This window comes from Mycolicibacterium parafortuitum (genome assembly GCF_010725485.1).
GTDB lineage: Bacteria > Actinomycetota > Actinomycetes > Mycobacteriales > Mycobacteriaceae > Mycobacterium.
The window spans coordinates 3,608,561-3,626,621 of sequence record NZ_AP022598.1; the positions used below are offsets into that span (position 1 = coordinate 3,608,561).

At 68.9% G+C, this 18,061-nt stretch carries 16 protein-coding genes; 7 read left to right on the top strand and 9 right to left on the bottom strand.

Annotated features, from left to right (window positions below; genetic code table 11):
* Positions 1-11 precede the first annotated feature (11 nt).
* The 3 genes from NTM_RS17305 (at position 12) to NTM_RS17315 (ending at position 2,575) form a co-directional block, all read left to right on the top strand.
* Positions 12-1,070 (top strand): class I SAM-dependent methyltransferase, encoded by a 1,059-nt coding sequence (locus tag NTM_RS17305; RefSeq protein ID WP_104865342.1) that lies wholly within the window; start codon positions 12-14, stop codon positions 1,068-1,070.
* Positions 1,071-1,101: 31 nt separating this feature from the next.
* Positions 1,102-1,926 carry a serine hydrolase domain-containing protein gene (locus tag NTM_RS17310; RefSeq protein ID WP_163766966.1) on the top strand — a complete coding sequence of 275 codons (825 nt, stop codon included), beginning with the start codon at positions 1,102-1,104 and terminating at the stop codon, positions 1,924-1,926.
* Positions 1,927-2,062: 136 nt separating this feature from the next.
* Entirely contained in the window at positions 2,063-2,575 is a 513-nt protein-coding gene (locus NTM_RS17315) for a DUF3145 domain-containing protein (RefSeq protein ID WP_104865355.1), read from the top strand.
* Here the strand turns inward: NTM_RS17315 and NTM_RS17320 are convergent.
* Both NTM_RS17320 and NTM_RS17325 read right to left on the bottom strand, forming a co-directional pair.
* A complete protein-coding gene (locus NTM_RS17320) occupies positions 2,572-3,486 on the bottom strand; it encodes a diacylglycerol kinase (protein ID WP_163766967.1) in 915 nt (304 codons plus the stop codon). The two genes, NTM_RS17315 and NTM_RS17320, sit on opposite strands and share 4 nt — an antisense overlap.
* Complete coding sequence (locus tag NTM_RS17325) at positions 3,483-5,063, bottom strand: FAD-binding oxidoreductase (RefSeq protein ID WP_170312019.1); 1,581 nt, start codon at positions 5,061-5,063, stop codon at positions 3,483-3,485. Before NTM_RS17325 ends, NTM_RS17320 begins: the two co-directional genes overlap by 4 nt.
* 20 nt (positions 5,064-5,083) lie before the next feature.
* Here NTM_RS17325 and NTM_RS17330 point away from each other — a divergent pair, with 20 nt between their 5' ends.
* Positions 5,084-5,662 carry a TetR/AcrR family transcriptional regulator gene (locus NTM_RS17330; protein WP_104865339.1) on the top strand — a complete coding sequence of 193 codons (579 nt, stop codon included), beginning with the start codon at positions 5,084-5,086 and terminating at the stop codon, positions 5,660-5,662.
* Positions 5,659-7,197 (top strand): glycerol-3-phosphate dehydrogenase/oxidase, encoded by a 1,539-nt coding sequence (locus tag NTM_RS17335; RefSeq protein WP_104865338.1) that lies wholly within the window; start codon positions 5,659-5,661, stop codon positions 7,195-7,197. Before NTM_RS17330 ends, NTM_RS17335 begins: the two co-directional genes overlap by 4 nt.
* 3 nt (positions 7,198-7,200) lie before the next feature.
* Here the strand turns inward: NTM_RS17335 and NTM_RS17340 are convergent, their stop codons facing one another.
* The 7 genes from NTM_RS17340 to aceE form a co-directional block, all read right to left on the bottom strand.
* A complete protein-coding gene (locus NTM_RS17340; RefSeq protein ID WP_104865337.1) occupies positions 7,201-8,637 on the bottom strand; it encodes an acyl-CoA carboxylase subunit beta in 1,437 nt (478 codons plus the stop codon).
* Positions 8,638-8,655: 18 nt separating this feature from the next.
* Complete coding sequence (gene kasB / locus NTM_RS17345; protein ID WP_104865336.1) at positions 8,656-9,909, bottom strand: 3-oxoacyl-ACP synthase KasB; 1,254 nt, start codon at positions 9,907-9,909, stop codon at positions 8,656-8,658.
* A 27-nt stretch (positions 9,910-9,936) separates the two neighbouring features.
* Positions 9,937-11,187 carry a 3-oxoacyl-ACP synthase KasA gene (gene kasA, locus NTM_RS17350; protein WP_104865335.1) on the bottom strand — a complete coding sequence of 417 codons (1,251 nt, stop codon included), beginning with the start codon at positions 11,185-11,187 and terminating at the stop codon, positions 9,937-9,939.
* The gene (acpM, locus tag NTM_RS17355) at positions 11,184-11,483 is read right to left on the bottom strand and encodes a meromycolate extension acyl carrier protein AcpM (protein ID WP_083146624.1); all 300 of its coding nucleotides are present in this window, start codon (positions 11,481-11,483) and stop codon (positions 11,184-11,186) included. The genes kasA and acpM overlap by 4 nt, the downstream gene beginning before the upstream one ends.
* 81 nt (positions 11,484-11,564) lie before the next feature.
* Entirely contained in the window at positions 11,565-12,476 is a 912-nt protein-coding gene (locus tag NTM_RS17360) for an ACP S-malonyltransferase (RefSeq protein WP_163769528.1), read from the bottom strand.
* A gap of 148 nt (positions 12,477-12,624) precedes the next feature.
* On the bottom strand, positions 12,625-13,908 hold the full coding sequence (locus NTM_RS17365; protein ID WP_163766969.1) for a PucR family transcriptional regulator: 1,284 nt from the start codon (positions 13,906-13,908) through the stop codon (positions 12,625-12,627).
* Positions 13,909-13,975: 67 nt separating this feature from the next.
* The gene (aceE, locus tag NTM_RS17370) at positions 13,976-16,765 is read right to left on the bottom strand and encodes a pyruvate dehydrogenase (acetyl-transferring), homodimeric type (RefSeq protein ID WP_104865332.1); all 2,790 of its coding nucleotides are present in this window, start codon (positions 16,763-16,765) and stop codon (positions 13,976-13,978) included.
* A gap of 183 nt (positions 16,766-16,948) precedes the next feature.
* Between aceE and NTM_RS17375 the strand changes: the two genes are divergently transcribed.
* Both NTM_RS17375 and NTM_RS17380 read left to right on the top strand, forming a co-directional pair.
* The gene (locus tag NTM_RS17375) at positions 16,949-17,527 is read left to right on the top strand and encodes an Rv2240c family protein (protein ID WP_104865331.1); all 579 of its coding nucleotides are present in this window, start codon (positions 16,949-16,951) and stop codon (positions 17,525-17,527) included.
* Between the two features lie 105 nt (positions 17,528-17,632).
* Positions 17,633-18,058 carry a DUF3052 domain-containing protein gene (locus NTM_RS17380; RefSeq protein ID WP_083146619.1) on the top strand — a complete coding sequence of 142 codons (426 nt, stop codon included), beginning with the start codon at positions 17,633-17,635 and terminating at the stop codon, positions 18,056-18,058.
* Positions 18,059-18,061 lie beyond the last annotated feature (3 nt).

An 18,061-nucleotide genomic window follows, 5' to 3' on the forward strand; every position in this document is an offset into this window, starting at 1 on the left:
AGCGTCTAGCCATGAGCATCGCGGAAACCACCGAGGATTTCGCCCAACGCATCGTCGGCGCCATCGACGCCGCGAGCATCGCACTGTTGGTGTCCATCGGCCACCAGACCAAACTCTTCGACATCCTCGCGTCGCTGCCACCTGCGACCAGCGCCCAGGTCGCCGACGCCGCAGGCCTCGACGAACGCTATGTGCGGGAATGGCTCGGCGGTGTCGCGGCCGGACGCGTCGTCGACTACGACCCCCAGACCCAGACGTACTCGCTGCCGGCACACCGCGCGGCGGTGCTGACCCGCGCCGCGGGCCCGGACAACCTTGCCCGTGTCGCGCAGTTCATCCCGCTGCTCAGCGAGGTCGAGCAGAAGGTGATCGAGTGCTTCCGCCACGGTGGGGGCCTGTCCTATGCCGAGTATCCGCGGTTCCACACGCTGATGGCCGAGCAGAGCGGCGAGGTCTTCGAAGCGGCGCTCGTCGACGTGGTGCTACCCATGGCCGGCGGGTTGCCCGACCGGCTCCGTGCCGGCGCCGACGTCGCCGACTTCGGTTGCGGCAGTGGCCATGCCGTCAACGTGATGGCCGCGGCATTCCCGCACAGCCGCTTCACCGGCATCGACTTCTCCGAAGAGGGCCTCGCCGCGGGTGCGGCCGAAGCGCGCAAACGCGGGCTGACCAACGCGAACTTCCAGGCCGCGGACGTCGCCGCGTTCGACGCCGTCGAGGCCTTCGACGTGATCACCGCGTTCGACGCGATCCACGACCAGGCCCACCCGGCCCAGGTGTTGGCCAACATCCAGCGGGCGCTGCGGCCCGGCGGCGTGTTCCTGATGGTCGACATCAAGTCCTCGAGCCGGCTCGAGGGCAACATCGGGATGCCGTTCGCCCCGTACCTCTACACCGTGTCGACCATGCACTGCATGAGCGTGTCGCTCGGACTCGACGGTGCCGGCCTCGGCACCTGCTGGGGGCGTGAGCTGGCGACCGCGATGCTCGGCGACGCCGGCTTCGGCGATGTCGAGGTACGTGAGATCGAGTCCGACCCGATCAACTACTACTACGTCGCCAGGAAGTGACGTCGCCGGCAAGTGAATATGCTCGGGCGCGATGAGCGCACTCGACATCCTCGATGACTGGCCGGTCCCCACTGTCGCCGCCGCGGTGGTCGGGGCCTCGGGCGTGCTGGACCAGCACGGCGATGTCGACCACCGGTTCGCGCTGGCGTCGGTGACCAAACCGCTCGTCGCCCGCGCCGCCCAGGTCGCCGTCGAGGAGGGGGCGGTCGAACTCGACACCGAGGCCGGGCCGCCGGGGGCGACGGTGCGCCACCTGCTGGCACACACCGCCGGCTACGAGATGACGTCGTCGAAGGTGCTCGCCGCGCCCGGCACCCGCCGGATCTACTCCAACCACGGGTTCACCGTGCTGGCCGAGTCGATCGAGGCCGCCACCGAGATCCCGTTCCCGGGCTACCTCGCCGAGGCGGTGTTCACCCCGCTGGGAATGACGGCCACGCATTTCGACGGCGGAGCCGAGGCCGCCGGCTACGGCGCGACGTCCACGGTGACCGACCTCGTCGCATTCGCCGCCGACCTGCTCGCTCCCGTGACGGTGTCCGAGCAGATGCACAGCGAAGCGACGAGCGTCCAGTTCCCGGGTCTGGACGGGGTGCTGCCGGGCTTCGGGGTGCAACGCCCCAACGACTGGGGTCTGGGTTTCGAGATCCGCGGCAACAAGTCTCCGCACTGGACGGGCGCGCAGAACTCACCGCGCACCTTCGGTCATTTCGGCCAGTCCGGGACGTTTCTGTGGGTCGATCCGGTCGTCTCACTGGCGCTGGTCGTGCTGACCGACCGCAAATTCGGCGAGTGGGCGCATTCGGTGATGCCCGCACTGTCTGATGAAGTCCTAAGAGAGTGGGGGGCGGACTAGCGCAACATGCGCCTCACGAGGCACAATGGACCCGCAAGTCACAACTTCATCGAATGTAACGCGCACCTACCCGTGCTGCTCGGAAACCACCAGGTCGTTGGGGAAGACGTCCCTCGTGGAACCGAAGGAGCAGGAGATGCGTGCAGCGAACCAATTCGCCGACGCGACGACGGGCGTGGTCTACATCCACGCGTCGCCCGCGGCGGTGTGCCCGCATGTCGAGTGGGCGTTGTCGTCGACCCTCAATGCGAGGGCGAATCTGAAGTGGACCCCGCAGCCGGCCATGCCCGGACAGCTGCGCGCCGTCACGAACTGGGTCGGCCCGGTCGGGACCGGCGCCCAGCTGGCAAACGCGCTGCGGTCCTGGTCGGTGCTGCGCTTCGAGGTGACCGAAGACCCCAGCCACGGCGTGGACGGGCACCGCTGGTGCCACACCCCGCAGCTCGGTCTGTGGAGCGGTGCGATGAGCGCCAACGGCGACGTGATGGTCGGTGAGATGCGGTTGCGCGCCCTGATGGAATCGGGCGCCGACATGCTGGCCGCCGAACTGGACGCGGTGCTCGGCACCGCCTGGGACGAACAGCTCGAGGCCTACCGCGACGGCGGCGAGGGTGCCGAGGTCAGCTGGCTGAGCAGGGGAGTCGGCTAGGCCGGCGATCCGGCCGGGCGCAGCACCGTCAGTGCGTCCGGCACCGCCGACACCCGCACCGGCAGCGGGCACACATACTCGCCGTCGGCGTAGGCGGTGATCTCCGGATTCTCGGGGCACTCGACCGTGACGGTGCGCGCACGTCGGGTGCTCACCTCGTCGAGATCGACGTGCGTGCCCTTGAACACCGTCGGGAACAGCCGGATCAGCCGCGTCCGGGACGCCGACGCGACCATCGTCGCGTCGAGCATCCCGTCGCGCGGATCGGCGCCGGGGCAGATCTTCATGCCGCCGCCGTAGCTGCGGGTGTTGCCGAACGCCGCGAGCGTCAGCAACGTGTCGTACTCGCCGTCGTCATCGAAGGACAACCGGAACGGCAGCAGCCGCAGCTGCGAGATCTCGGCGATCATCGCGAGGTTGTAGCGCATCCGGCCGTGCGGCCAGCGCATCCGGTTGGTCCGATCGGTCACCAGGGAGTCGAACCCGGCGGCCATCACCGTGCCGAACCAGCGGTCGGTGCCGTCCGCGCCCGCGATTCGGCCCAGGTCCACCCGGTCGGCGATCCCGTCCACGATCACGTCGGCGGCGGCCTCGGGGTCGCGGGTCGGGACGCCGAACTCGCGGGCGTGGTCGTTGCCGGTGCCGGCCGGGATGATGCCGAGCGGGACGCCCGTTTGCGCGAGCACCTGAAGCGCCAGCGAGATGATGCCGTCGCCGCCGACGACGACGAGCGCATCCATCCCGCGGTCCAGTGCGCCCTCGACCAGGGTGCGGGCGTGGGCGGAGTCTCTGCCCGCGATCGCGACGACGTCCACGCCCCGCCGGTGCAGCTGCGTGATCGCACGCTCGGCGGCGTGCGGTGCGCTGCCGTGCCCGGAGGCCGGATTGGTCAGCACGGTGACGCGGTTCACGGAATCAGCTTGCCCGGGTTCAGGATTCCGGTCGGATCGAGTGCGGACTTGACCGCCCGCAGCACGGCGACGCCGAGGTCGCCGACCTCGGCGCGCATCCACGGCCGGTGGTCGGCGCCGACGGCGTGGTGATGGGTGATCGTCGCGCCGGTACGCACCATGGCGTCCGAGGCCGCGGCCTTGGCCGCGCGCCACTGCTCGATCGGGTTGCCGCGCTGGGCGGCCACCACGGTGAAGTACAGCGAGGCGCCGGTCGGGTACACATGCGAAATGTGGCACAGCACCAGCGCCGGTGTCCCGGAATCGGCGAGCGAGCGGGTGAGGGCCTCGGTGACAGCGGATTTGAGCGCCGGCACGTTCGACCAGTTGGTCGCCGTCTCCAGCGTCTCGCACAGCGCGCCCGCCGACAGCAGCGAGTCGCGAAGATAGGGCGCGTTGAACCGGCCGTGCTCCCAGGCGCGGGCGGGCTCTTCGCCCAGTGACGTTGCGCCCTTGGCCAGCAGCAGGTCCCGGGTCTCGGCATGCCGGCTCGCGACGTGCGCGTCGGTGCCCTCGAACACGGTGATCGCCAGGCATCCGCCGGTGATCTGCTGCTCGCCGATGCTCTCGGTGGTCGCCAGGTTGACCCCGGTCTCGGCCTCGTCGGACAGCCGGATCACGGTGGGCCCGGTGCCGGTCTGCACCACCGCCCGCAGCGCGTGCGCTCCGGTGGCGAAGTCCGGGAACGACCACGCCTCGTAGCGGGTCGCCTCCGGTACGGGGTGCACGCGCACGCGAACGCGGGTGATGATGCCCAGCGTGCCCTCCGAGCCGATCAGCAACTGCCGCAGATCCGGTCCGGCCGCCGACTCCGGGGCCCGACCCAGGTCGAGGACACCGGCCGGGGTGACGGCCCGCAGTCCGCGGACCATGTCGTTGAACCGGCCGTAACCCGCGGAGTCCTGACCGGACGAGCGGGTGGCGGCGAAGCCCCCGATCGTCGCGAACAGGAAACTCTGCGGGAAGTGGCCCAGCGAGAAGCCGCGTTCGCCGAGCAGGCGTTCGGCCTCGGGCCCGGTCAGGCCGGCACCCAGTTCCGCCTCCCAGGACACCTCGTCGAGGGAATGCAGTGCGTCGAGTCTGCGCAGGTCCAGCGAGACGACGGCCTTGAAGTCACCGCGCGTCGGGTCCAGGCCGCCGACCACACTGGTGCCGCCGCCGAACGGGACGACCGCGATGCTGTGGTCGGCGCAGAACCGGAGCACCGCGGCGATCTCGTCCTCGCTGCCCGGAACCAGCACCGCGTCGGGCGCGTCCTGGATGCCGAAGTCCCTGCGCCGCAACAGGTCCAGTGTGGATTTGCCGCCTGCCCGCAGCAGCCGGGCGTGGTCGTCGACGGTGACGTGCTCCGCGCCGACGATCGCGGTCAACCCGTCGCGGTCGGCCGCCGACAAGGCCGACGGACGTAGCTTGACCTGTTCGAGCATGGGGGCCTCGACGGCGTCGGTGTCGATCCCGAGCGCCTGGTGCAGCAGTGACCGAATACCGGGGGACAGCGGCTTGGCGGCTGCTGGGTCGCCCCAGGCGTTCCATTGCATCATGCGTTACAGTATTACAGATGATGTCAATCAGTAAATCTGATTCGAGCGTCGAGCAGCGGATACTCGACGCCGCCGCGGCGTGCATCGTGGCCTACGGCATCGAACGGACGACGGTCACCGAGATCGCGCGCCGGGCCCGGGTGAGCCGGCCGACCATCTACCGCCGCTGGCCCGACATCCGCTGGGTGATCGCCGAGCTGCTGACCGTGCGGATCGCCGGGGTGCTCCAGTCGGTCCCGGCGGCCGGGGCGGGTCGCGAGGACCTGGTCAACCGGGTGGTCAGGATCGCCGAGCGCCTTCGCGGCGACGAGGTCGTGATGTCGGTGATCTTCAACGCCCCGACGCTGGCGATGGTGTACATCACCGAACGCCTCGGCACCAGCCAGAAACTGCTCGTCGATACGCTGGCCGAAGCGATCACGGCGGGGCAGGAGCACGGCAGCGTGCGCGCCGGCGACCCGTACCAGATGGGCGCGATGTGCCTGTTGATCGCCCAGTCGACGATCCAGTCGGCGCAGATGGTGGAGAAGATCCTCGACCGCGACGCACTGAACGACGAACTGGCCCTCGCACTGAACGGATACCTGAAACCATGACGGGCTCAACGGCTTTGAACGCCCAGCGGCGGGCGGCCGAGCTCGCCGCGCTCGGTGACGGTGCGCCGGTCGACCTGGTGGTGATCGGCGGTGGCATCACCGGTGCGGGCATCGCGCTGGACGCGGTCACCCGCGGGCTGTCGGTCGTTCTGGTCGACAAGCACGACCTGGCGTTCGGGACCAGCCGGTGGAGTTCCAAGCTGGTGCACGGCGGGCTGCGCTATCTGGCCACCGGGAACGTGGGCATCGCCAGGCGCAGCGCGGCCGAGCGCGGAATCCTGATGACCCGCAACGCACCTCACCTGGTGCACGCGATGCCGCAGCTGGTGCCGCTGTTGCCGTCGATGAACACCCCGTCCCGTGCGTTGGTGCGGTTCGGCTTCGCCGCCGGTGACGGGCTGCGCAAGCTCGCGGGCACCCCGGCCTCCGTGCTGCCGCGGTCGCGCCGCGTCGACGCGCAGCGGGCGATCACGCTGGCGCCCACCGTGCGCCGGGCCGGACTCGACGGCGCGTTCCTGGCCTACGACGGCCAGCTGGTCGACGACGCCCGCCTCGTGACCGCGGTCGCGCGCACCGCCGCCCAGTACGGCGCGCGGGTGCTGACCCGGGTCGCGGCGTCGGCGGCGTCGAGCACCTCGGTCACCCTGACTGACACGCTGACCGGTGAATCGCTGGAGGTGAGCGCGCGCGCCGTCGTCAACGCGACCGGGGTTTGGGCGGGCGACCTCGACGCGTCGCTGAAGCTGCGGCCCAGCCGCGGCACCCACCTGGTGTTCGACGCCGCGGCGTTCGGGAATCCGATTGCGGCGCTGACGGTTCCGATCCCGGGTGAGATCAACCGGTTCGTGTTCGCGATGCCCGAACAGCTCGGCCGGGTGTATCTGGGCCTGACCGACGAGGACGCGCCGGGGCCGATCCCCGACGTCCCCGAGCCGACGCCCGCCGAGGTCACCTTCCTGCTCGACACCGTGAACACCGCGCTGGACACCGCGCTTCGCCCCGAGGACATCAGGGGCTCTTATGCGGGGCTGAGGCCGCTGATCGACACCGGCACCGGCCGCACCGCCGACGTGTCCCGCGAGCACGCGGTCACCGAATCGCCGTCCGGGGTGATCAGCGTGATCGGCGGCAAGCTCACCGAATACCGCTATATGGCCGAGGACGTCGTGAATCGTGCGGTGCAATCACGCGGGCTGACCGCGGGGGTGTGCCGTACGCGCAACCTGCCGCTGGTCGGTGCGCCGTCGAACCCGGTGGCGACGCTGCGGTCCCCGGTCGAGCTGCCCGGCTCGCTGGTGGCCCGGTTCGGCGCTGAGGCGCCGAACGTCATCGCACGGGCGTCCTGCGACCGCTCGACCGATCCGGTTGCCGACGGAATCGACGTCATCCGAGCGGAATTCGAGTACGCCGTGACCCACGAGGGTGCGCTGACCGTCGACGACATCCTGGACCGGCGCACCCGGATCGGCCTGGTCGCCGAGGACCGCGCCGCGGCGGAGGCCGTCGCGGCGGAGATCCTGGCGCAGGCGAACTGAGGTTTACAGCGGGATGTTCTTGTGCCGGCCGCGGCGCATCGGTGCCTCGGCCAGTGCCTGGGTCACCTTGGAGCGGGTGTGCGCCGGGTCGATCTTCTCGTCGACGACGCCGATCTCGATCGCCGAGTCCACACCGCCGGCGATCCGCTCGTGCTCGATCGCGAGCTCCTCGTGCAGCGCGTCACGCTCGGCCGCGTCCTCGACGGCCGCCAGCTTCTTCTTGTGCAGGATGCCGACGGCGGCCTTGGCGCCCATCACGGCGACCTCGGCGTCCGGCCACGCGAACACCTTGGTGGCGTTCAGCGACCGCGAGTTCATCGCGATGTAGGCGCCACCGTAGATCTTGCGGGTGACCAGCGTGACGCGCGGAACCGACGACTCACCGAACGCGTGCAGCAGCTTCGCGCCGCGGCGCACCACGCCGCCCCACTCCTGGTCCACACCGGGCAGGTAGCCCGGAACGTCGACGATGACGACCAGCGGGATGCCGAACGCATCGCACAGCCGGACGAAACGTGCTGACTTCTCGGCGCTTTCGGAGTTCAGGCAGCCGCCGAGGCGCAGCGGGTTGTTCGCGATGACACCGACCGTGCGGCCGGCCAGCCGGCCCAGGCCCACGACGATCGACGGCGCCCAGCGGGACTGGAACTCCTCGAACGGCACGCCTTCGTCAAGGAGCGCCTCGACCAGCGGGTGCACGTCGTAGGCGCGCCGGGCCGACTCGGGCAGCAGCGCCTTGAGGTCGGTGTCGCCGGCCTCGGCCTTGGAGCGGTCGAAATGGCCCTGCTGGCAGAACAATCCGACCAAGCGGCGGCCGCGCTCGTAGGCGTCGAGTTCGTCGTCGGCGACGATGTGGCACACACCGGACTTCTTGTGATGGGCCTCAGGGCCGCCGAGTGACACCATGTCGACGTCCTCGCCGGTGACGCTGCGCACGACGTCGGGGCCGGTCACGAAGACCTTGCTGTCGGGGGCCATCACGATGACGTCGGTCAGCGCCGGGCCGTATGCGGCACCGCCGGCGGCGAATCCGACGACCACCGAGATCTGCGGAATGTAGCCGGACGCGCGGATCATGGCCTCGAAGACCAGACCGACCGCGTGCAGCGCCTTGACGCCCTCGGCCAGTCGCGCGCCACCGGAATGCCAGATACCGACGATCGGGCTCTGCTCCTCGATCGCGACGTCGTAGGCGTCGACGATGTGCTTGCAGCCGTCGACGCCCATCGCGCCACCCATCACGGTGCCGTCGGTGCAGAAGGCGATGGTGCGCACGCCGTTGACGGTGCCCGCCGCGGCGAGCACGCCGGACTTGTCGCGCTCGTGCAGCAACTCGACGCTGCCGTCGTCGAAGAACGTCGCCAGACGCAGCAGGGGATCGCGGGGGTCGAGGGATTCGTTCGCCGCACCGGGCGCGGGCCGGTTCTCGATGGTCGTCATGGTGTCTCCTGCTCTGCTTCAGTACTTGCCGAAGGCGAGTGCGACATTGTGCCCGCCGAATCCGAACGAATTGTTGATGGCGTACTCGTAGTTTCCGGTCCGAGGGCTGCCTGCGACGACGTCGAGGTCGATCTCGGGATCCAGGTTCTTCAAGTTCAGCGTCGGCGGAATGACTCCGTCCCGCAACGCCTGCACCGTGAGGATCGACTCGACGGCGCCGACGGCGCCGACCGAGTGACCCAACGCCGACTTGGGTGCATAGACCGCGGGGCGGTGACCGCCCAGCGCTTTGTTGATCGCTCTGCCTTCGGCCACGTCGCCGACGGTGGTGCCTGTCGCGTGTGCGTTGACGTGGTCGATGTCGTTGGGGGACAGGCCTGCGAGTTGCATGGCCCGCGTCATCGCGTAGGCGGCCCGCTCACCTTCGGGGTCCGGGGCCACCATGTGGAAGCCGTCGGAGGTGATGCCGGCCCCCATCAGGCGGGCCAGCGGTGTGGCGCCGCGGGCTTTCGCGTGCGCCTCGGTCTCGATGACCAGAAGCGCGCCTGCCTCGCCGAAGACGAACCCGTCGCGGTCCCTGTCGAACGGGCGGCAGGCACCGGCCGGGTCGTCGTTGTTGGTCGACATCACGATGCGCATCTGTGCGAACGCGGCGATGGGCACCGCCTCGATGCGCTGCTCCACGCCGCCGCAGATCGCGATGTCGGCTTCGCCGAGCACGATGTTGCGCCAGGCCTGGGCGATGCCCTCGGAACCCGACGCGCACGCCGAAACCGGAGTCACCACACCGGCTTTGGCGCCGCGCTCCAACCCGACCACCGCAGACGGGCCGTTGGGCATGTACATCTGCACCGACAGCGGGGACACGGCGCGAAGGCCCTTCTCCCGCAGTCCGTCGTAGGCGAAGACCAGGGCCTCGGCGCCGCCGAGCCCGGTCCCGATCGACACCAGGAGCCGTTCGGTGTCGACCTCGGGTGCGCCGGCGTTCTCCCAGACACGCCGGCCCAGCACCGTGGCCATCTTCTGGATGTAGGACATGCGCCGGTTCTCGACCTTGTTGAGTTGAGAACCGAACTCTTCGAGCAGGTGCCCGCCGATCCGCACAGGAAGGTCGAACTGCTCGACGAACGGGTCGTCGAGCCTGCGGATGCCGCTCTGGCCGTCCAGTACGGACTTCCAGGTGGTTTCGGCATCCGTCGCCAGACTCGTGGTCATCGCGATACCGGTGACCACGACGTCCGGCAGTCCGTTACCCGTCGTCGGCGAACTCATACTCGAAACGCGCGCCCTTTCCGCTGTTTAGTAGCGACCAAACGCCAGGGCCACATTGTGGCCGCCGAACCCGAAGGAATTGTTGATCGCGTACTGGTAGTCGCCGTACCGAGGCTCACCCGCAACGACATCGAGATCGATCTCGGGGTCGGGCGTCTCGTAGTTCAGCGTCGGCGGAATGACACCGTCACGCAGCGCGAGGATGGTCAGCAGGGACTCCAGGGCGCCGACGGCGCCGATCGAGTGGCCCAGTGCCGACTTCGGCGCGTACACCGCGGCGTGCTCCACACCGGCGACACGGATGGCGTTGGCCTCCGCGGTGTCACCGATCGGGGTGGCCGTGGCGTGCGCGTTGACGTGGGTGATGTCCTTGGGGGACAGGCCCGCCGTCTCCATCGCCCGCTTCATCGCGTGACCGGCCCGGAGACCGTCCGCCGCCGGAGCGACCATGTGGAACGCATCCGACGTGACGCCGGCACCCAGCAGCCGGGCCAGCGGCTTGGCGCCGCGGGCCAGGGCGTGCTCCTCGGTCTCGATGATCATCAGCGCGCCGGCCTCGCCGAACACGAAGCCGTCACGGTCCTTGTCGAACGGCCGCGACGCCCCGGCGGGGTCGTCGTTGCGCGTCGACATGGCCCGCATCATCGAGAACGCCGCGATGGGCAGCGCCTCGATGCCGCCCTCGACACCACCGCAGACGGCGAAGTCCGCGTCACCCATGACGATCTGGCGCCATGCGTGGGCGATGGCCTCCGAACCCGACGAGCACGCCGAGACCGGGGTGATGACCCCGGCGCGGGCGCCCAGCTCGAGCCCGGCGACCGCCGCCGCACCGTTGGGCATGATCATCTGCACCGCGAGCGGGGACACCTTGCGGGGTCCGCCCTCGTTCATCGCGTCATAGGTCTCGACGATCTTCTCGCCGCCGCCCAGACCGGTGCCGATGACCACCGAGAAGCGGTCCGGGTCGACCTCGGGGGTACCCGCGTTCTCCCAGAGCCGCCGCGACAACAGCTTCGACATGCGCTGCACGTAGGACATGCGGCGCATCTCGATGCGTGTCATGTGGCTGTCGATGTTGTCGACCAGGTGGCCGCCGATTCGCACCGGCAGGTCCCACTTCTCGACGAAATCGTCTTCGAGGATCCGGATACCGCTCTCGCCGGCCAGCAGACCCTTCCACGTGCTCTCGATGTCCGCCGCGAGGGCCGTGGTGGCCTCTATGGCGGTCACCACGACGTTGGGAAAACCGCCGTTAGCAGTGGAAGGACGGGTCACTTGTCGCCCTGGATCTGAGCGCGGATGGCGGCAGCAGCCTCGGGGTTCTCTTCCTCGAGCTTCTGGATGTAGGCGACGACGTCACCGACGGTGCGCAGACCGGCGAGGTCCTCGTCGGGGATCTTCACGCCGTACTTGTCCTCGGTCTGCACGGCGATCTCGACCATCGACAGCGAGTCGATGTCCAGGTCGTCGACGAAGCTCTTCTCCGGGGTGACCTCGGAGGGCTCGATTCCGGTGACCTCTTCGATGATCTCGGCGAGACCGGCGATGATTTCGTCCTGGCTGGCGGCCACGATGGCTCCTTCTATCTATTTCTTGTTACTTCAACTGGATGTGATCGAGCTGTGAAAAAGGTTCTGAACGGCGGCGACGGGCTAGAACCGCCCGGCGACCTCGTCCAGATCAGCGGGGGTCTTGACGGCGTGCGTCGGCGTCCCCCGAAGTTCTCGTTTGGCGATCCCGGTCAGCGTCCCGGCCGGCGGGAACTCCACGATCGCCGCGACGGCCAGTTCCTTCATGGACGCGGTGCACAGGTCCCAGCGCACGGGGCGGGTCATCTGGGCCACCAGCTTGGACAGCGCGTCGGCGCCACCGGCGACCGGGCGTCCGTCCGCGTTGGACAGCAGCGTGACGTTCGGCTCCTGCGGGGTGATCCGGTCGGCCACCCGGGTGTACTCGGCCAGGGCCGGTTCCATGTAGCGGGTGTGGAACGCGCCTGCGGTGGCCAGCGGGCGCACCCGGGCGCGTGCCGGCGGATCCTCGGCGAGCTTCTCCAGCGCGGCCAGCGCGCCGGCGGCGACGATCTGGCCGGCGGCGTTGCGGTTGGCGGGGATCAGATCGAGCGCTTCCAGGCGTGCCAGCACCTCGGCCTCGTCGCCGCCGAGCAGCGCCGACATCCCGGTCGGCTCCAGCGCGCAGGCCTTGGCCATCTCCTTGCCGCGCGTCGCGGCCAGCGAGACGGCCTCGTCGGCGGAGATGACGCCGGCGATCGCGTACGCCGCGATCTCACCGACGGAATGGCCCGCGGCCACGATCTGCACACCGGCGAAGTCGGCGCGCTTGGCCAGTTCCTCGTAGGCGAGCAGGGTGGCGGCCACGACGAGCGGCTGGGTCACCGCGGTGTCGGTGATCTCCTCGGCGGTGGCGGTGGTGCCGAGCCGGCTCAGATCAAGTCCGCTGATCTCGGACCACGACGCGATGCGCTCCGCGGCCCCGGGAAGCTCGAGCCATTCGGCGAGCATGCCGGGAGTCTGCGAGCCCTGTCCGGGCGCAAGGAATGCGAGCACAGTCGTCTGAGGCACTTCTTAAGGAAACATTGTGAACTTGGATTTGAGGGGTGTAAGAGATTATGAACCTCGTCTTAGGTTTTTGTAGGTAGTCAACAAATCCGCATGTGATGCGACGTCAACGAGACCTGGGCGCAACATCTGATGTCTAAGACTGTCCATCCGATGTGACCGACGCGACAGCGTCGACCCGTCCGGATGTGGCTCTTTGTGGGGTAGAGAGCGTGGCCTGGCGCGACAGCCTGCCCAGAGAGGTGGCCACCCGCAGTACGTAGGCATCCCGGGGAACCGTCGGATCCCGGCCGGTGAAATCGGTGATCCGCTTGAGTCGGTAGCGGACGGTATTTGGATGAACGAACAATTTGCGGGCGCAAGCTTCGATCGCTCCGCCGGAGTCCAGATACGCGTCCAACGTCTCCATCAGCGCCGGACCGGCGTCCGCCAGCGGCCGCATCACCTCGGTCTCCAGCGCCGCACCGGCCGTCGCATCGCCGAGCAGCGCGCGTTCGGGAAGTAGCTCGCGGGCCGAGACCGGACGTGGCGCACCGGCCCAGCCTGCAACCGCGTTCATCCCTGCCAGCGCCTCGGTCGCGCTGCGGTGCGCGGCGCCGAGCGTGGGGGCGGTCGGGCCGATCACCACCGCGCCGTCGGCGAACACCTTCATCAGGTCGGCCATGAACCGTTCGGTCGGGGACAGGCCACCGGAGACGATCGTGACCAGCCAGGTGCCGTGCACATCGCACAGCGCCCCGCGGTCGTGCCGGGCCGCGGCGTCGTGGACGTCCTCGCCGACGAACTCGAGCCGGTCGGGCCGCGGTGTCCCGACGATGACGGTGGCGGGGGCGGTGGCATCCCAGTTCAGGGCCGCGGCCTGGGACTGCAGGTCCGGCCCGACGTCGCCGCGCACCACGGCGTCGACGAGGTTGGCCTCCATCCTTGTGTCCCACGCGCCGCGCGCCTCGGCCTGGTCGGCGTACGCGCTGGCCGCGGCGAACGCCAGGTCGCGGCTGTAGCGCAGGATGCCCGCGGTGAGCGCGGTCAGCTGCTGCTCGGTGCGGGCCAGCAGCGGCACGACCTCCTCGAAGTACTCCATCGTGACGCGGACCATCTCGACGGACTGGCGCAGCGCGATGCGCCTGCGTAGGTCCTGGGGCACCACCTCGAACGCCTGCGCGGTGTAGCTGACGTTGCTCTGCGGGTCGCGCATCCACTCGACGAAGTTCACGACCGCGGTCTGCACCACCAGTTGCACGCTGGCGCGCTGAGACGCGTCCATCTCGGCGAAGAACGGCAGTCGCCCCTCCATCGCGTGCACGGCCTCGGTCGCCAGCCGGCCCGAGTACTGCTTGAGCCGGCGCAGCGCCGCGTCCGGGACGCTTTCGAGCACCTCGACGGTGGATCTCGGCGGGACGAACCGATTGTTGTCGGTCATCCCTAAAATCTACGCCTATTTTTGTGCGGAACCTCCAGCTAGGCCACTCTCAGGCCTGATGTCGTCGCTACGCGACTCCGGGGTCCGACGTCTGCTCCGGCGCCGCCATCACATCGTCGATCTCGTACTTGCGCGCCGCCTCCGCAGCCGCCGAGATGTCGATGTTGCCGTCGCGGGCCAGCCCCTGCAGCACCGCGACGACGATCGACTCGGCGTCGGTGTTGTAGAACCGGCGGGCGGCCGGGCGGGTGTCGGAGAAGCCGAACCCGTCGGTGCCCAGCGTGACGTAGGTGCCCGGCACCCAGGGCCGGATCTGTTCGGGCACCGCCCGCATCCAGTCCGACACCGCGACCACCGGGCCCTCGGCGTCGGCCAGCGCCTGCGTCACGTACGGCGTCGCGGCCGGGCGGTCCGGGTGGCGCAGCTTCTCCTTCTCGATCGACACGCCCTCCCGGTTGAGCTCGCCCCAGCTGGTCACCGACCAGACGTCGGCGGCGACGTCCCATTCGTCGGCGAGCATCTCGGCGGCCCGCAGCGCCGACGGCATCGCGACACCGGACACCAGGATCTGCGCGCTGTTGGACTTGCGCTCCGGCGCGGCCCGGTAGCGGTACAGGCCGCGCAGCAGACCCTCGACGTCGAGGTTCTCGGGCTCGGCCGGCTGCACGTAGGGCTCGTTGTAGATCGTCATGTAGAAGTAGACGTTCTCGGGGTTCTCGCCGTACATGCGGGCCAGGCCGCTCTCGATGATGTAGGCGATCTCGTAGGCGAACGCCGGGTCGTAGGCCACCACGGCGGGATTGGTGGCGGCCAGCAGCAGCGAATGACCGTCGGCGTGCTGCAGACCCTCGCCGACCAGCGTGGTGCGGCCCGCGGTTGCGCCCAGCACGAAACCGCGCGCCATCTGGTCGGCCGCGGCCCAGAAGCCGTCACCGGTGCGCTGGAACCCGAACATCGAATAGAAGATGTAGATCGGGATCATCGGCTCGTTGTGCGTGGCGTACGACGTGCCGACCGCGGTGAACGACGCCGTCGAGCCGGCCTCGTTGATGCCCTCGTGCAGGATCTGGCCGACCTCGGACTCCTTGTAGGCCAGCATCAGCTCCGCGTCCACCGACGTGTAGAGCTGCCCGTTGCGGTTGTAGATCTTCAGCGACGGGAACCACGAGTCCATCCCGAACGTGCGGGCCTCGTCGGGGATGATCGGCACGATGCGCGAGCCGATGTTCTTGTCCCGCAACAGCTCCTTGAAGGTGCGCACGGTCGCCATCGTGGTGGCGACCTCCTGTTTGCCGGAACCCTTCTTGAGCGCCTTGTAGGTGTCGCTGCCGGGCAGGGTCAGCGCCTTGGTCTTCGTGCGCCGCTCTGGCAGGAACCCGCCGAGGGCACGCCGACGGTCGAGCATGTAGCGGATCTCGGGGGCCTCCGGACCGGGGTGGTAGTACGGCGGCAGGTACGGGTTCTCCTCGATCTGCTTGTCGCTGATCGGGATCCGCTGCACATCGCGGAAATCCTTGAGATCTTGCAGCGCAAGCTTTTTCATCTGGTGCGTGGCGTTGCGGCCCTCGAAGTGCTTACCGAGGGTGTAGCCCTTGATGGTCTTTGCCAGGATCACCGTCGGCTGGCCCTTGTGCTCCATCGCCGCGTGGTAGGCCGCATACACCTTGCGATAGTCGTGGCCGCCGCGCTTGAGGTTCCAGATCTCGGCGTCGGTCATGTTCTGGACCAGCGCCTTGGTGCGCGGATCGCGGCCGAAGAAGTGGTCCCGCACGTAGCTGCCGTCGTTGGCCTTGTAGGTCTGGTAATCACCATCAGGCGTGGTGTTCATCAGGTTGACCAGCGCGCCGTCGCGGTCGGCGTGCAACAGCGCGTCCCACTCGCGGCCCCACACCACCTTGATGACGTTCCAGCCCGCGCCGCGGAAGAACGACTCCAGCTCCTGGATGATCTTGCCGTTGCCGCGCACCGGCCCGTCGAGGCGCTGCAGGTTGCAGTTGATGACGAACGTCAGGTTGTCCAGCGCCTCGTTGGCGGCCACCTGGATCAGGCCGCGCGACTCCGGTTCGTCCATCTCGCCGTCGCCGAGGAACGCCCACACGTGCTGCTTGGAGGTGTCCTTGATACCGCGGTCGTGCAGGTAGTGGTTGAACCGCGCCTGGTAGATCGCGTTCATCGGGCCGAGACCCATCGACACCGTCGGGAACTCCCAGAAATCGGGCATCAACCGGGGGTGTGGGTAGGACGGCAGCCCGCCGCCGGCGTGGCTGTGCTCCTGGCGGAAGCCGTCGAGCTGATCGGTGGACAGCCGCCCCTCCAGGAACGCACGGGCGTAGATGCCAGGGGAGGCGTGGCCCTGGATGAAGATCTGGTCCCCGCCGCTGGGATGGGACTTGCCGCGGAAGAAGTGGTTGAACCCGACCTCGTAGAGCGCGGCCGAGGACGCGTACGTCGAGATATGGCCACCGACACCGACACCTGGTCGCTGCGCCCGGTGCACCATGATCGCGGCGTTCCACCGGATCCAGGCGCGGTAGCGGCGCTCGACGTCCTCGTCGCCGGGGAACCAGGGCTCCAGCTCGGTCGGGATCGTGTTGACGTAGTCGGTCGACGTCAGCGCCGGGATCGCGACGCGCTGCTCGCCGGCGCGCTCCAGCAGGCGCAGCAGCAGGTAGCGGGCCCGCGCGGGGCCGGACCGGTCGAGCAGATCGTCGAACGACTCAAGCCATTCGCCGGTCTCCTCGGGGTCGATGTCAGGCAGATACGACGCGACACCTTCTCGGATGACCCGAACACGATCGTGTTCGGCTGTGCTGCTGGAGTTTTGGGCCAGGTCCTGGCGCACGAACTCGGTGGTCAACTTCCGCTCCTTGTCAGGCGGTGAATATGCACGGACACGTCGGCTCGGTTGGTCACCCAGCGACCGGTGCACGCGCCTCCATCCTTGTCTAATCCTGCCCCATTCGCACCAGCGGGTGGGGCACTGTGCAGAACCCGGGAACGTCGTTCGGAACACCCGGGTGCCCGGTAACCTCTGCAGGCTGTGCGCAACGGCTGGGAGACCGCCCGCGGGGTGCGGCTCGCGGCCCTTGTGACCGGCGCTTCGGCAGCGATGGCGATGATCGTCGTGGGCTGCACGAGCGTCACCGCCGGCGACGCCGAGGTGGCAGCGGGGGAAGCGCCCCTGTACCGGGCGTCGGTGACGGCGTCGCGCGAGGAGGCCGCCGCCAGTTCCAGCGCTCGCGAATCACAACGGCAGGCGTCGCTGACCGCCGAGGCGGTGCGGACGTCGTGTGAGGCGATGAGCTCGAGCAGCGCCGAGGCGGTCGCGTCGGTGAACAAGTACGTCGACGCGATGAACGACAGCCCGGCCGATGTCGCGCGCACCGCGGGCCCGGCCGTCGACGCGCTCAACCACAGCGCGGATCTGGTCGCGGGAAGCCTTTCCGACCCGTTGACCTCGGAGTTGAGGGATGCGCTGAATGCCTGGGTGGACGCCGCGCGCGGCGTCGCGACGGCCATCGCGGGAAATTACGGCGTCGACGATTTCAACACGGCGATCCAGGTGTTGAACGAGGCCAAGACCACCGCGTTGGACCGGTGCGATGCGGCATACCGATAAACCTGCGGCTACATGGCGTGCTGAGTGCCACAAGCATGCGACGATAGTGCTGTTCACACACGTAGCGAGCGCAGATGCGCCGTGTCGGCTGAAGGAGGACTGACCGTGGTGTCGGCGGGTGACCCCCCGAACTACGCCCGAAAGCTGGGCATCCAAAAAGATCAGGTTGTGCAGGAGTTGGGCTGGGACGAGGACGCCGACGACGACATCCGAGCCGACATCGAGGACGAGATCGGCGGTGAGCTTCTCGACGAGGACGCCGACGACGTCGTGGACGTGGTGCTGCTGTGGTGGCGGGACGACGACGGAGACCTCGTCGACAGGTTGATGGACGCCATCACCCCGCTCGCCGACGACGGTGTCATCTGGGTCGTGACTCCCAAGACCGGCAAGCCCGGGCACGTCCAGCCTGCCGAGATCGCCGAATCCGCGCCGACGGCCGGCCTGATGCAGACGTCGTCGGCGAACCTGGGGGACTGGATCGCCAGCCGCCTGGTGCAGCCGAAGTCGAAGGCAGCCGGGCGCCGATGAGCG

Bases quoted from the DNA above. Each gene is read 5' to 3' on its own strand.
- NTM_RS17325 (WP_170312019.1), bottom strand. From the start codon at position 5,063: ATGCAATGGAACGCCTGGGGCGACCCAGCAGCCGCCAAGCCGCTGTCC.
- NTM_RS17310 (WP_163766966.1), top strand. From the start codon at position 1,102: ATGAGCGCACTCGACATCCTCGATGACTGGCCGGTCCCCACTGTCGCC.
- NTM_RS17315 (WP_104865355.1), top strand. From the start codon at position 2,063: ATGCGTGCAGCGAACCAATTCGCCGACGCGACGACGGGCGTGGTCTAC.
- NTM_RS17330 (WP_104865339.1), top strand. From the start codon at position 5,084: ATGATGTCAATCAGTAAATCTGATTCGAGCGTCGAGCAGCGGATACTC.
- kasB (WP_104865336.1), bottom strand. From the start codon at position 9,909: ATGAGTTCGCCGACGACGGGTAACGGACTGCCGGACGTCGTGGTCACC.
- NTM_RS17335 (WP_104865338.1), top strand. From the start codon at position 5,659: ATGACGGGCTCAACGGCTTTGAACGCCCAGCGGCGGGCGGCCGAGCTC.
- NTM_RS17340 (WP_104865337.1), bottom strand. From the start codon at position 8,637: ATGACGACCATCGAGAACCGGCCCGCGCCCGGTGCGGCGAACGAATCC.
- NTM_RS17305 (WP_104865342.1), top strand. From the start codon at position 12: ATGAGCATCGCGGAAACCACCGAGGATTTCGCCCAACGCATCGTCGGC.
- NTM_RS17365 (WP_163766969.1), bottom strand. From the start codon at position 13,908: ATGACCGACAACAATCGGTTCGTCCCGCCGAGATCCACCGTCGAGGTG.